General features: G+C 67.8%; 13 protein-coding genes. 5 read left to right on the forward strand and 8 right to left on the reverse strand.

The window, feature by feature from the left end:
* Positions 1-36 precede the first annotated feature (36 nt).
* The 5 genes from OVA30_RS25585 to OVA30_RS25605 all read right to left on the reverse strand — a co-directional run bounded on the left by OVA30_RS25585 (position 37) and on the right by OVA30_RS25605 (position 4,470).
* The gene (locus tag OVA30_RS25585; RefSeq protein WP_003606306.1) at positions 37-192 is read right to left on the reverse strand and encodes a hypothetical protein; all 156 of its coding nucleotides are present in this window, start codon (positions 190-192) and stop codon (positions 37-39) included.
* A 657-nt stretch (positions 193-849) separates the two neighbouring features.
* Entirely contained in the window at positions 850-2,427 is a 1,578-nt protein-coding gene (locus tag OVA30_RS25590; RefSeq protein WP_015821387.1) for a Na+/H+ antiporter, read from the reverse strand.
* A gap of 97 nt (positions 2,428-2,524) precedes the next feature.
* On the reverse strand, positions 2,525-3,277 hold the full coding sequence (locus OVA30_RS25595) for an N-acetylmuramoyl-L-alanine amidase (RefSeq protein ID WP_268177406.1): 753 nt from the start codon (positions 3,275-3,277) through the stop codon (positions 2,525-2,527).
* A complete protein-coding gene (locus OVA30_RS25600; RefSeq protein WP_268177407.1) occupies positions 3,274-3,999 on the reverse strand; it encodes a TerB family tellurite resistance protein in 726 nt (241 codons plus the stop codon). Before OVA30_RS25600 ends, OVA30_RS25595 begins: the two co-directional genes overlap by 4 nt.
* 201 nt (positions 4,000-4,200) lie before the next feature.
* Positions 4,201-4,470 carry a hypothetical protein gene (locus OVA30_RS25605; RefSeq protein WP_012252649.1) on the reverse strand — a complete coding sequence of 90 codons (270 nt, stop codon included), beginning with the start codon at positions 4,468-4,470 and terminating at the stop codon, positions 4,201-4,203.
* 231 nt (positions 4,471-4,701) lie between these two features.
* Between OVA30_RS25605 and OVA30_RS25610 the strand changes: the two genes are divergently transcribed.
* The 4 genes from OVA30_RS25610 to dusA all read left to right on the forward strand — a co-directional run bounded on the left by OVA30_RS25610 (position 4,702) and on the right by dusA (position 7,509).
* Positions 4,702-5,325, forward strand: a complete 624-nt coding sequence (locus tag OVA30_RS25610; protein WP_268177408.1) for an urease accessory protein UreE — start codon at positions 4,702-4,704, stop codon at positions 5,323-5,325.
* A gap of 109 nt (positions 5,326-5,434) precedes the next feature.
* On the forward strand, positions 5,435-5,587 hold the full coding sequence (locus OVA30_RS25615; RefSeq protein ID WP_012605904.1) for a hypothetical protein: 153 nt from the start codon (positions 5,435-5,437) through the stop codon (positions 5,585-5,587).
* Between the two features lie 326 nt (positions 5,588-5,913).
* Entirely contained in the window at positions 5,914-6,114 is a 201-nt protein-coding gene (locus tag OVA30_RS25620; RefSeq protein WP_012752186.1) for a hypothetical protein, read from the forward strand.
* A gap of 372 nt (positions 6,115-6,486) precedes the next feature.
* Positions 6,487-7,509, forward strand: a complete 1,023-nt coding sequence (gene dusA / locus OVA30_RS25625) for a tRNA dihydrouridine(20/20a) synthase DusA (RefSeq protein WP_268177409.1) — start codon at positions 6,487-6,489, stop codon at positions 7,507-7,509.
* A 39-nt stretch (positions 7,510-7,548) separates the two neighbouring features.
* Here the strand turns inward: dusA and OVA30_RS25630 are convergent, their stop codons facing one another.
* The 3 genes from OVA30_RS25630 to OVA30_RS25640 form a co-directional block, all read right to left on the reverse strand.
* Positions 7,549-9,693, reverse strand: coding sequence for a putative bifunctional diguanylate cyclase/phosphodiesterase (locus OVA30_RS25630; protein ID WP_326493628.1), 2,145 nt, complete (start codon positions 9,691-9,693; stop codon positions 7,549-7,551).
* Positions 9,694-10,029: 336 nt separating this feature from the next.
* Positions 10,030-10,482 carry a response regulator gene (locus OVA30_RS25635; RefSeq protein ID WP_003603716.1) on the reverse strand — a complete coding sequence of 151 codons (453 nt, stop codon included), beginning with the start codon at positions 10,480-10,482 and terminating at the stop codon, positions 10,030-10,032.
* Positions 10,483-10,543: 61 nt separating this feature from the next.
* A complete protein-coding gene (locus tag OVA30_RS25640; RefSeq protein WP_003603713.1) occupies positions 10,544-11,011 on the reverse strand; it encodes a BLUF domain-containing protein in 468 nt (155 codons plus the stop codon).
* A gap of 234 nt (positions 11,012-11,245) precedes the next feature.
* Here OVA30_RS25640 and OVA30_RS25645 point away from each other — a divergent pair, with 234 nt between their 5' ends.
* On the forward strand, positions 11,246-12,628 hold the full coding sequence (locus tag OVA30_RS25645; protein ID WP_268177411.1) for a flagellar hook protein FlgE: 1,383 nt from the start codon (positions 11,246-11,248) through the stop codon (positions 12,626-12,628).
* Positions 12,629-12,632: the final 4 nt, after the last annotated feature.

A 12,632-nucleotide genomic window follows, 5' to 3' on the forward strand; every position in this document is an offset into this window, starting at 1 on the left:
CTCGGGCGATCAGCCCTTCCCCATCGCGATCGGGGCCTACCGAAACACCGGGAGCCCGAGCCCGATCAGGCCGAGGCCGAGGATCAGCAGGAGGCCGGACAAGGTTTCGGCCAGCGCCGCGCGCGCGCCGAAGCGGTGCGCCTGAGCCGCCAGCCCGACACCCGCGACAAGACAAGCGACGCTCGCGACCATCAGCACGGGCGGTCCAGCAGGCGGACGACACCGTGGCCCGCGAGACAGGCGCGGCCTGGTCCCATCCCGAAGCCATGACCGGGAACGCGGGAAGACTCCGCTGGGGGCGACGCAGGCGGTTTTGCAGTCGGGCATGAGGCTGACGGTTCGAACATCGATCTCGGCATCGGACCTGTTCCCGCCCCGTCCGCGGAAGCGGATGGCAGCGCGAAGACATGAGGGATCGCGGGCACGCCGCGTGGCGCAGGCCAATACGTGTCACGGGGGCAAAAGGTTTTCCCGGCGCGCTTCCGACGGCCGTCCCCGTCATCGCTGCCTCGGGCCCGCGAGCTTTACCGCATGGGACCTTTATTCGCCCAGGATTTCTGGATGAGTCCAGGGGCGATACACAATTCCTTGCAACAGATTGCGGGCCATGACCTGGACGGCAACACCGGAAACAAATCTCATGAAATGACCCACCGATAGGAAGCTCGCATCAAGATTGTATCCACTCGAACGCGCAGCATCTGCGATGTCGATAAAACGAGGCTTTTCGGCAAATCGAAGGCCCATCTAAGTGATTGCTCTAAATCCTAAGCCAAAGATCAGAATATGAGTTCATTTTCTGCAATTTAAAAGTGAATTCGCTCGAAACATTAGCCTTCTGGAAGCACATCAGGCCTCCCCGCGCGGCGTCGCATTGAGCTCGGCCCAATCGAGTTCTTCTTCCAGCACGAGATAGGCGTCGTCGCCGATCCGGCCGTTCCGGCGCAGGGTCAGGAGGCGGTCGCGGGCGGCGTGGATCGCGCGGCGGCGGGGCTCGTCGGTCGGCAGCCCTTCCGGGGCGAGGCCCTCCTCATGCGCCTCGGCTTGGGCCAGCGCGGCATGGAATTCTCGGCGCAGGGCATCCGCTGCCTCCGAGCGGTCGTTCTTCAGGGCCTCGACCGCGGCGCCGTAAGCTTCGGCCCGCGCCCGGCCGACCTCGCGGCCGACAGGATCGCTATCCTCCAGCCCGAGCCATCCCAGGATCGGGCGCAGGCTCAAGCCCTGGAGCACCAGCGTACCGATCACCACGCAGAAGGCGGTGAGCACGATCAGGTCGCGATAGGGAAACGCGCCGCCCTCAGGCCCGCCCTCGGGCAGGGCCAAGGCCGTGGCAATGGTGACGAGGCCGCGCATCCCCGACCACGAGACGGCAAAGCCGGCGCCGAGGCCGAGATCGCGGGCCGGGCCAAGATCGTCCGGCTGATCGGAGGCGATGCCGAAGCCAACACGGCGGATGGCGCTCGCCGGCAAAACCCAGGCGATGCGAACGAGGATCACCGTGACGACCACGGCTCCGCCGACGGAGGCATAGGCGAATTCCTGCTCGGGCGTCATCCGCGCCAGGATCGGCCCGATCTGCTCGCCGATCAGCACGAAGGCGAGGACGTTGAGCACGAAGATCGCCGTTTCCCAGACCGCGTTCGAGATCACCCGCGGGCGCGGCGAGGTCTGGCCGGGGGCGTAGCGGGCGACGGTGATCGCGAAGCTCACCACGGTGAGCACCCCGGACAGCTCCATCGCCTCGGCGGCGATCCAGAGGCCGAAGGCAGCCGCGAATTGCAGCACGATGACGCTGGCCGGCTCATCGACGCGGCGCAGGATCCGTAGGTAGACGAGCGCGGCGAGCGGCCCCGCCACGAGGCTGCCGACGACACCGATCAGGAAGGCCGGCGCCACCTCGGCAAAGGCGAAATGGCCGGTCATCGCTGCCGCCACGCCGAGCCGGTAGATCAGCAGCGAAGCGGCATCGTTCAGAAGGCTCTCGCCGCGCAGGATCGTGGCAAGGCGGTGCGGCAGGGAGACGTGGTTGAGCACCGACAAAGCCGCCACGGCGTCCGGCGGAGCGACAATCGCCCCGAGCACGATGGCAGCGGCAAGCGGCATGTCCGGCACGAGCCACAAAGCGACCGCCGCGACCGCCGCGGTCGTCGCCGCCACCGCGCCGACGGCGAGCCCGGCGATGGGGCGGGCATTGCGCACGAGGTCGCGCAGCGACGTGCTGTAGCCGGCATCCATCAGCACCGGCGCGAGAAACAGGGCGAGCGCCAGCTCCGGATCGAGCGTGAGGCTCGGCACGCCGGGCACGAAGGCGAGGCCGACGCCGCCCAGGGCCAGGAAGGCGGGATAGGGCGCGCGTAGGCGCCGCGCCAGGGCAGCGAGCAGAACCGCGCCGACCAAGACGCCGACGATCCAGTGGAACACGAACATGGAAGGAAACGGGTCCGACGCGCCCCCGTGCCAATGACGGTGGCAACGGAACGCCGGGCGACCGGGTTTCTTTCCGAATTCTTCGGCCCGACCGCAGTTAGACTGGCCGGGAGGCGATCAGATCGCGCAGGGTCGTGATCGTGGAGGAATCCGCGACACCGTCGATGCGGGCCGGCCGGAAATGGCGCTGGAAGGCGGTGACGACCGCATGCATCGCCGCGTCGAAGTGGCCGGTGACCGGCTGCTCGTAGCCGTAGAGCGCCAACATCGCCTGCAGGGCCTCGACCGGCTGGCCGGTGTCGCCCATGGCGAAGAAGCGGCCATCCCGCACGGGCGCCGGCGGCACCCAGTGCCCGACGCCTTCGCGCGCCAGCCGCTCCCAGGGAAAGTCTTCGCCCGGATCCTCCTTGCGTGCGGGCGCGACGTCGGAATGGGCAAGCACGCGGGGGCCGGGGATCGCGCGCCGGACGACGATGTCGCGGGCCAGCGCGATGACCGCGGCGATCTGCACCTCCGGATAGGGCGGGAGCCCGCCGGCATGGCCGGGATGGGCGATCTCGATGCCGATGGAGCGGGAGTTGATGTCGCGCACGCCCGCCCAGGCTCCGGCGCCCGCGTGCCAAGCCCGGTCGGCCTCCGGCACCATCTGCACGACGCGTCCGTCCTCGAACACGAAGTAATGGGCCGAGACCTCGGCGGACGGGTCGCACAGGCGCTCCAGCGCACCCTGCGCCGTCGGCATGCCCGTGTAGTGCAGGATTAGCATGTCGAGGCTGTCCCCGACCCGCGCGCCGCGGTTCGGCGAGGCGACGACAGCCTCAGCCAGGGGGCTGTCCGGGGAAAAACTCACGTCAAACCCCGCTCGGCCGCGATCCGGTCCCAGGCGGCGTTGATGGCGGCGAGCCGGTGCGTCGCGATCGCCACCGCCTCCGGCGGCAATCCGCGGGCCAGCGCCCGGTCGGGATGGTTCTCGGCCACGAGCCGCCGGTAATGTGCCTTGAGGGCCGCGGGGTCGGCGGAGCGTTCGAGGCCGAGCACGAGGTAGGGGTCGTCGGCGAGCCGCACATGCCGGGCGGCGATCCGGCGGAAGGCCGCCTCGTCGAGACCGAAGATCCCGGCAACGGAGCGCAGGTAGCGTTCCTCGCCCTCGTGGATCGCCCCGTCGGCGGTGGCGATGTGGAACAGGCCGTCGAGCACGTCCTCAAGCAGAGCCGGCTCCTCGCCGAAGGTCGCGGCGAGCTGCCCGGCATAGGCCTCGAAGCCGTCGGTCGTCGCCTTGGCGAGGTCGAACAGGCGCTGGACACCCGCGCGCGCTTCGGGCTCGACCTGCACCACCCGCCCGAAGGCCTGGACCTCGGACTCCGTCACCACGCCGTCGGACTTCGCCATCTTGGCCGCGAGCGCCACGAGCCCCGTCGTGAACAGGACGTCCCGGGGCGTCGGGCCGAAGGGCGCGCCCTCGCGATCGACGAGAAAGTGGCCGGCGACCGATCCGACCAGCGCCCCGATCGGCCCGCCAACCAGCACGCCGATCCCGGCCCCGCCGATCTTGCCCCACAGGCCGGTGCTCATCGGGCGCCGCCCGCAACGGGAGAGCGGAAGCGTGAGGGATCCAGGGGGGACAAGGGCGGTTCCGAAGACATTCAGCAGGAGCGGTCGTCACGGCTTAACGCCGCAAAGCGTACCGCAGCGCAAGTCCGGTGCTTTAATCGACCGCAAAAGAAAAGGGCCGGAGCTTGCCGCTCCGGCCCTCCCCCATGAACCGCTTCGCGATCAGCGGCAGTAGACGTTGCCGTACTCGTCGCGGAACGTGCCGTAGGGGCAGCGCGGCGCCGTCGCGGCGCCGGCAATGGCACCACCCGCGCCGCCGATCGCGGCACCGGCCAGCGCACCGCCTGCACGACCGGTGGCAAGGCCGCCGACCGCCGCGCCGAGGCCCGCACCGAGGGCAGCACCGCCCAGCGCCCGATCCTGAGGCGTATTGCAGGCACCGAGCGAGAGCGCGAGGCTGCCCGCGAGGGCGGCGGCAATGAGTCTCTTCATGGTGGTCCGAACTCCCTTGTGCATCGGCGATCGGGCCATTTGCCGGCGCGGGGCACCGTTTTGGCCTTGGTTTGTCACCGGCCGCCATCGACGGCACATGAAACGGCCAAGATTGGGGCAGGTTGCATCGGCGCATGACTTTTCGCCCTGCGCCTGCCATCTGAAGGCGCGCCTGTTGCAAAATCGCCCGGTTTCGGCCCGCTGCCGACGGGCCCCTATCCGAGGATCACCATGCCCAAAGCCAGCCTGATCGTCCGCAAGGCCGCTGTTCGGCCCGATCTCGTCGTCGACACGGTGACCCTCGACCACGCCGCCCGGGGCCAGGCGCATGCGCACCTGACGACGGCGGGAGGCTTGTCCGTCGATCTCCACCTGGATCGTGCCGCGGGCCTTGAGGACGGCGATGCGCTGAAGCTCGAGGACGGGCGCCTCGTGGCCGTTCGTGCCGCCGAAGAAGCGCTTCTGGAGGTCCGCGCCGGCAATCCGGCCCGCCTGCTGCGGCTCGCCTGGCAGCTCGGCGGCGAGCACGTCCCCGCGGAGGTCGGCGCGGAAGTTCTCTATGTGCCGGCCAGCGCCGCCGAATTGATCCGCGGCGCCGGCTGCTCGGCCGAGCCCGTGAACCGCCCGTTCAAGCCGGAAAAGGCTGCGCACGATCACAGCCAGTGCGGCCACGACCATCATCACGGCCACGAAGCCCATACGCATGACGCTCATGGCCATGAAGCCGAGGATCACCATGACCACGCCCATCATGACCATGACCACGGGCACAGCCACGCCCACGGAGGCTGCGGGCACGATCACAGCCATGACCATGGCCATGAGCACGGCCATAGCCACCGCCACGAACACTGAGCGGCGTTAGAGGATCGCGTGCGCGGCGTGGGCATGCCCCGCCGCGCGCCCCCGGAACGCGTTGCGGCGCGCGAGGGTTAACCGGAAAGTTGAATTCCGGGAGAGAGCCGTGGCGGAAATCAGCGTCCTCCAGAACGGCGACGGACTCTGGGCGGTCACCGCACAGGGCCTCGTCGTCACCGGCTTGACCAAGGAGGGCGCGGAAGCCTTCGCAGCAAGCTTTCTCAGGCTCGGCGATCAGCAGCCCGCGCAGAAATCGTAGCCGCTTGCGGGATAGGCAGTCTGTCATCACGCCCCGGATCGAACCTGCACGGCTTGTGTGCACGGCCCGCGCAAAGGCGCCGCTGGCACACGCAATCAGCCCGCAACTTGTGCAGATCTCCGGCGATCACGACGACAGAAAAAGCCCGTTCCGGTATCGAAGAAGCGGACAGTGCGCGATGCGCCTTAGCTTGGTGTCTCTCCTGAAACGCCCCTTCGTCGCGGCAAGGGGAAAACGCTCGGTGACCGAGAGTTTTGTGAGGCACTCTCGTCGGCGTTGCACAGGCGGAATCCCGTTCGGATCGATGCCGCACCAGGAGAGATGACGTGCAACAGGCGCAAGCAAGCCGCGAAGATCGGATCAGGGCCGTGGCCGCCGTCATCGCGCAGTATGACGTCACCAGCAGACAATTGCCCAGCAGCGGCCGACTGCCCCATGATCTCGCCCGCGCGCTTGCCGAACGTGCAGTGGATGCCGTGATGGCCGCCGACAGCACCATGCGTCAGCCATTCTCGAAAGGTGCGTGACAGCCGAGAGCCGTATCCGACCCGATGCCATCGGGTCGGCGTCTCGCGGTATTTGGTTTGCCGCGCAAGATGCAGACGCCGGTTCGACCGGTCCACCCGCCTCCCGGCGAACGCTCTGATCTCGCGACAGCGGTGCTCGTCGCTTTTGAGGCTGGCCGATGCGTGGTATCCGGGCGCGCATTGCGTACATCGTCCTGAACGATGGCTTGCGGCCTGCGGAATCAAGCCAATCGGACGCTGGCCGCATCGGCTTTTCGGCGGCCGGTCGCTGGTCGTCAGGCCGAGGCTCGTACGCTTCCGAACGGGCCGCCTGTGCGAGGATCCTCGCGGATGGCTCGAAGCGGACCAGCATCGAAACGGAACAGGGCGCACGTGTCGACCCCGGCTGAAAAACTGAACGAACTCAGCGGGTGGCGCTTCAGCGTCGCACCGATGATGGACTGGACCGACCGGCAGTGCCGCGCGTTCCACCGAACACTGTCGCGCCGGGCGCGGCTTTATACCGAGATGGTGACGACCGGGGCCGTGCTGCACGGGGACCGGGAGCGGCTGCTCGGTTTCGACGCCTACGAGCAGCCGTTGGCGGTGCAGCTCGGCGGCTCCAACCCGGACGACCTCGCGGCGGCGGCGCGGATCGCCGCCGATTTCGGTTACGCCGAGATCAACCTCAATGTCGGCTGCCCCTCCGATCGGGTGCAGGATGGACGCTTCGGTGCCTGCCTGATGCGCGAGCCGGGCCTCGTGGGTGCCTGCGTAGCGGCCATGAAGGCGGCCGTCCCGGTGCCGGTGACCGTGAAATGCCGCCTGGGCGTCGATGATCAGGATATCGAGGAAGCTCTCGACGCCGTGGCCGACGCGGTGGTCGCGGCGGGGGTCGACGGACTCGTCGTGCATGCCCGCAAGGCTTGGCTCAAAGGTCTCTCGCCGCGCGAGAACCGGGACGTGCCGCCGCTCGATTACGGCCGCGTCGCCCGGCTGAAGCGGGCGCATCCGGATCTGCCGATCGCGGTCAATGGCGGGATCGCCGACATCGCCGCCGCCAAGGCGAGGCTCGGCGAGGTCGATGGCGCGATGATCGGCCGGGCCGCCTATACCGAGCCGGCGCTGCTGCTCGATGTCGATGCCGAATTGTTCGGCGAACCGGCGCCCGTCGCCGATGCCTTCGCTGCGGTCGAGGCCTTCGAGCCCATCGTCGCGGCAGGGCTCGAACGCGGCCTGCGGCTTCATGCCTATACCCGGCACATGCTCGGCCTGTTCAACGGGCGGCCCGGAGCGCGGGCCTTTCGCCGACATCTCGCCACCGCCGGGATGGGCCCGGAGGCGGGCCTCGCCACCCTGCGCGAGGCGGTGGCCAAGGTGTCTCGGGAACGTGCGCCGGCGTCCGAAGCGGCTTGATTTCCGGCGATCGACGACAAGCGGGATCGGATCACGGCGTCACGCGGCGCGGCGTTTCCGGCCGTTCCAGATCGCGAGCAGGGCCGGGAGTTCGCTCGCCGGCACCGGCGGGCTGAACAGGTAGCCTTGCACCTCGTCGCAGCCCTCTTCGCGCAGCCAAGCGAGTTGCTCCGGGGTCTCGACGCCTTCCGCGGTCGTCGTCATCCCGAGGCTGGAAGCGAGGCTGATCACCGCCCGCACGATGAAACCGGAGCCCTGCTCCACCGTCAGGTCGCGGGTGAAGGACTGATCGACCTTCATCTTGTCGAAGGGGAAGCTGCGCAGGTAGCTCAAGCTGGAATAGCCGGTGCCGAAATCGTCCATGGCGATCCGGGCGCCGAGGTCACGCAGCCCGTGCAGGATCGCCACCGTGGCGCTGCCGTTGACCAGCAGCACGCTCTCGGTGATCTCCAGTTCGAGACGGCGGGCGGAGAGGCCGCTCTCGGCGAGCGCCGCCTGTACCGTTCCGATCAGCGCGATCGAGGTGAACTGCGCCGCCGAGACGTTGACCGCGACCTTGAGGCCGTCCGGCCAGTTCGAGGCTTCACGGCAGGCGCGGCGGAGCACCCACTCGCCCAGGGGCACGATGAGGCCGATCTCCTCGGCGAGCGGCACGAACTCGGCCGGCGAGACGCGCCCGCGGGTCGGGTGGGTCCAGCGCAGCAGCGCCTCGAAGCCGCTGATGCGCTCCTCGGCGAGGTCGTAGATCGGCTGATAATGCAGATCGAACGCCTCCGCCTCGAAGGCGGCGCGCAGGTCGAGTTCGAGGGCGCGCCGGGCCTGGAGGCGCGCATCCATCTGCGCCTCGAAGAACCGGAAGACACCGCGCCCGTCGTCCTTGGCGCGGTAGAGGGCGACGTCGGCGCATTGCATCAGCCGCTCGGGTTCCAGCCCGTCTCCGGGCGCGAGCGCGATGCCGATGCTGACGCCGACGATGACGGAGTGATGGGTCAGCGCGTAGGGAGCACTGACCACGTCGAGGATGCGTTGCGCCAGGGTGGCGGCATCGGCCGGCGTCGCGACGCTCGCCTGGATGATCGCGAACTCGTCGCCGCCGAGACGGGCGACGGTGTCGACCTCGCGCAGGCAGGCCCTGAGACGGTGCGCCACCGCCCGCAGCAACTCGTCGCCGACAGCGTGGCCGAGGGTGTCGTTGACCTGTTTGAAGTTGTCGAGGTCGAGGCAGAGCACGGCGAAACCGGTCTCACGCCGTGCCCGGGTGATCGCCCCCTCGATCCGCTCGCGCAGCAGCACGCGGTTGGGCAGGTCGGTGACGGCATCGTGCCGGGCCATGTGGGCGATGCGGTTCTCGGCGTTCCAGCGTTCGGTCGCTTCCTCGTAGATCGCCACGAAGCCGCCGCCGGCAATCGGCTGGATCTCGACGGCGACGACGCGTCCGTCGGCGAGATGCTGGATCTGGGTCGGCACGGCATCGGCCCCCATCATCACGCCGATCTCGGCAATGCATTCGTCCTCGCTCCGGTCCGGCTGATCACCGGTCCCGACATTGCTGCGCAGCACTTCCAGCGCCGACATGCCGGGGGTCACGGCCCCCGGAGGCAGCCGGTAGATCTCGTGGTAGCGGCGGTTGACCACCAGCAGCCGGTGATCGCGATCGTAGAGAAGGAAGCCGAGGGAAAGGGTATCGAGCGCCGCGTTCAAACGGGCGATGCGATCGCTCAACGCGTCCTCGCGGAGCTTCAGGGCCGCAATGTCGGTAAGGATGGCCGGGTCGGGCCCGTCACCGAGCCGAGAGCGGTCGGCGATCAGGCGGAGTCCGTCCAAAGGTGGGGCTTCGCCGGAGGCGCATGCTGGGAGAGTCCGGAGCGCGACGGCGGGAGCGGTCGGCAGGGCGATGCTTTCGTCGGCCTGCATCGCGCGAGTGAGGCTGCGGGCAAGCCGGCGCAGGATCAGGCAGACGAGAACAAGGGCGACGATGGCCGCGCCCCCGATGACCGTGAGCCTCAGGGTTGGGTCGGCGGAGAGCGAGGCTATCAGCGCGGTGGCAGCAAAGCCGGCGACGGTCAGGCAGAGTCCCGAGCCTGTCCGCAGCAAGTGCCTGCCAACCGTCTCTCGGCCGCCCTGCCCGTTCCCTAGACTCGTCCGCCGACCGGCGACTTCCTGACCTTCGGCCTGCGCCTGCATCGGTCGTCCACCCCCTTCTTCGTTCCCGGCAAAATGCCCGGATCCGGTTAAGAGTGCCTCACGATGAGCCAACCACAGGTCGGTTTTCTTCGGAAACGGTGATCAGACCGAGTGCTCTGCGAAGGTTCCGGCATGCCACTCGGCGTATCGCGCCCGCGAGGAGCGACGGGTGTGGAGGGCCCACGGATGTCCGGCCGCCGACGGCTTGTGGCTCGCGGCAAGGGCACAGCGAAGACGTCGTTGGAAATGCGTAACGCCGGACGGCGCGGCGTCCTCGATGGACTACCGAACAGGCGAAAACGCGCCGCTCAGAACTCGACGATCAGAACTTGCCGGTCAGAACTTGCCGAGCAGCGGGAATTCCTGGCTCAGCGTCGATTCGGCGGGCAGCGGCGCCTCGCGACGGCGCGGCTTGCGGTTGAGCACCTGCTTCAGCTTCGTCTTCAGGAGGTTGATGTCGAACGGCTTGAGGATGAAGGCGTCGGCGCCCGCGACGTGGGCGTGGTTGATGTCCTCGAAGTCGAACGAGGTCTCGGTGAGGATGAAGGGCGTGTTCATCAGGCTGTCGTCGGCCCGGATCTCGCGCAGGAGCTGAAGCCCGTCCATCGGCTCCATGGCGAGATCGGAGATGACGAGGGCGTAGCGGCGCTCCCGCATCCGGATGAGCGCCTCGGCTCCGTCCGACACGCCCTCGACGTCCGGGAAACCGAGGCGGGTCATCAGCTCGATGATCAGCCGCAGAAGCTTGGGCTGGTCATCGACGATGAGGATGGGAAGCGTGTCGCTCATGGCGTCCGGGGTCGCGTCTCAACGGGATCTCTGAAAGGCGGGCTGGAGGCAGCCCACCCACTCAAACGAACAGATGGTCGATGCCCTGCTTGGCCATCGATTCGGCTTGGAGCGTGACGGCCAAGCCGTGGATCGCGCTGCTCTTGGGCGTGCCCCGTTGCAGCATCGGCAGAAGACCGGATTTGGCGAAATGCGGCTCGTTGGCCGCCGTGCGGCTCACGGTGGTGAAGGAGCTGACGAACTCCCGCTTGGCGATTTCGCGCCACTCAACGATCTGCACGTCGCGGTGGCGCGAATCGGCGGCAATCCGCTGGAAGGTCTCGTTGACCGACTGGCGTTCGCCCTCGACGACCTGGATCGCGAAATTCTGGTCGATGATCAGAAAGCTCGTGATCACGGCGAACTCGTTCTTCTTCTGAGCCTGACGGGTGATGTCGCCGATCTGCTTCGCGCGCAGAGCCGGCTCGTTCGAGATGGTCAGGCGTGAGAAGTAGATCAGGTGGACGAGGCTCGTCCTCTTGTTCTTCATGAATCCCGTCCGACGCGACAACTCGCAGCTACATTAGCGGGCATGGCGATAACGGGCCGTAAACACGGCCGGACCCGGCAGAATCTGCCGCACGGTCCGTACCCACCCGTCCGAAACTGCCGAGCCCCGGCAAGCCCATTCCAACAATATCAATGGCTTAGCTTTGGCACGCGCGTTGCGCTCTCGATCTTCAGATCCGCCGCTTCATGCGGTCTTTTGGAGCGAGCGAACGCCATGGACGTCTTTTCCGCGCTTCAGACCGCGGTTTCGGGCCTGAAGGCGCAGTCCTTCTCGTTGAGCAACATTTCGGGCAACATCGCGAACTCGCAGACGACCGGCTACAAGCGCATCGACACGAGCTTCGTCGACATGCTCGTCGACGGCGACGCGAAGAGCCAGACCGCGGGTTCGGTCGGCGCCTTCTCGGAGCTCACCAACTCGATCCAGGGCAACAAGGTCTCGACCGGCGTCTCCACCAACATGGCGATCGACGGCCAGGGCTTCTTCGCCGTGCGCAAGAAGACCACCGATGCCGGCGGCGGCGAGGGCTTCACCGCCGGAAACCTCTATACCCGCCGCGGCGATTTCGCCCCGGACAAGGACGGTTACCTCGTCAACACCGCGGGCGCCTACCTCGTCGGCGCGAGCCTCGATCCGGTCACCGGCCAGACCAACGGCACGGGGCCGATCAAGATCTCGAACGCGGTCATCCCGGCCAAGCCGACGACGACGATCACCTACTCGGCCAACCTGCCCAAATCCCCCGCCACGACCAACGCCGCCTCGACGCAGGGCCTGCTCTCCGCCTTCAGCGACGGGACCGACGCGCGGGTGACGCCGACCAACGGCGCCACCACCGGCAGCGTCTCCCAGACCAATGCGCAGAGCTTCATCGACAACAGCATCGCCGGCCCGGCCCTGACGGTCTACACCGCCTCCGGCGCCCCCGTGAGCGTTCAGAGCCGGTGGGCGAAGGTGGCCGCCGCCGACACCGCGGCCGGCACGAGCGACACCTGGAACCTCTTCACCGCCGACAAGACCAGCGTCAACGGCAACCAGGCGAGCTGGACCAATATCGGCCAGGCCTTCACCTTCAGTCCCAGCGGGCAGATGACCGCCCCGACCGGGAAGACGGTTCCGATCAGCAATCTGACCGTCGACGGCGTCAATGTCGGCGCGGTCACCCTCGATCTCAGCGGGGGCCTCACGCAGTACGCCGCCGCCTCCGGCACCGTGACGACCAACGACCTCAAGCAGAACGGCTACGCCTCCGGCACGCTGAACTCCGTCGAAGTCGGCGAGAACGGCATCATCAGCGGCAAGTACTCCAACGGCTCGGTGATCGGGCTGGCCCGGGTCGAGGTGGCGCAGTTCGTCAATCCCGACGGGCTGAAGCCGGATTCGCTGGGCAATTACCAGCAGACCGTGGCCTCGGGCGAGCCGATCGTCGGGCTCAAGGATTCGACCGTGGTCGGGGCGAATGTCGAGCAGTCGAATACGGACATTGCCGCGGAATTTTCGAAGATGATCGTTACCCAACAGGCCTACTCTGCCAACACCCGGGTGATGTCGACGGCGCAGACGATGATCTCCGATCTGCTGAACGTCATCCGCTGACGAA

Origin of the sequence: Methylorubrum sp. SL192 (genome assembly GCF_026672325.1) — a bacterium.
In the GTDB taxonomy this organism is placed as follows: Bacteria; Pseudomonadota; Alphaproteobacteria; order Rhizobiales; family Beijerinckiaceae; genus Methylobacterium; species Methylobacterium extorquens.

What these genes read in the sequence shown, in the direction of transcription:
- OVA30_RS25585 (WP_003606306.1), bottom strand. Translation starts at nt 192, where the DNA reads ATGGTCGCGAGCGTCGCTTGTCTTGTCGCGGGTGTCGGGCTGGCGGCT.
- OVA30_RS25605 (WP_012252649.1), bottom strand. Translation starts at nt 4,470, where the DNA reads ATGAAGAGACTCATTGCCGCCGCCCTCGCGGGCAGCCTCGCGCTCTCG.
- OVA30_RS25640 (WP_003603713.1), bottom strand. Translation starts at nt 11,011, where the DNA reads ATGAAGAACAAGAGGACGAGCCTCGTCCACCTGATCTACTTCTCACGC.
- OVA30_RS25635 (WP_003603716.1), bottom strand. Translation starts at nt 10,482, where the DNA reads ATGAGCGACACGCTTCCCATCCTCATCGTCGATGACCAGCCCAAGCTT.
- OVA30_RS25600 (WP_268177407.1), bottom strand. Translation starts at nt 3,999, where the DNA reads ATGAGCACCGGCCTGTGGGGCAAGATCGGCGGGGCCGGGATCGGCGTG.
- OVA30_RS25630 (WP_326493628.1), bottom strand. Translation starts at nt 9,693, where the DNA reads ATGCAGGCGCAGGCCGAAGGTCAGGAAGTCGCCGGTCGGCGGACGAGT.
- OVA30_RS25590 (WP_015821387.1), bottom strand. Translation starts at nt 2,427, where the DNA reads ATGTTCGTGTTCCACTGGATCGTCGGCGTCTTGGTCGGCGCGGTTCTG.
- OVA30_RS25645 (WP_268177411.1), top strand. Translation starts at nt 11,246, where the DNA reads ATGGACGTCTTTTCCGCGCTTCAGACCGCGGTTTCGGGCCTGAAGGCG.
- OVA30_RS25610 (WP_268177408.1), top strand. Translation starts at nt 4,702, where the DNA reads ATGCCCAAAGCCAGCCTGATCGTCCGCAAGGCCGCTGTTCGGCCCGAT.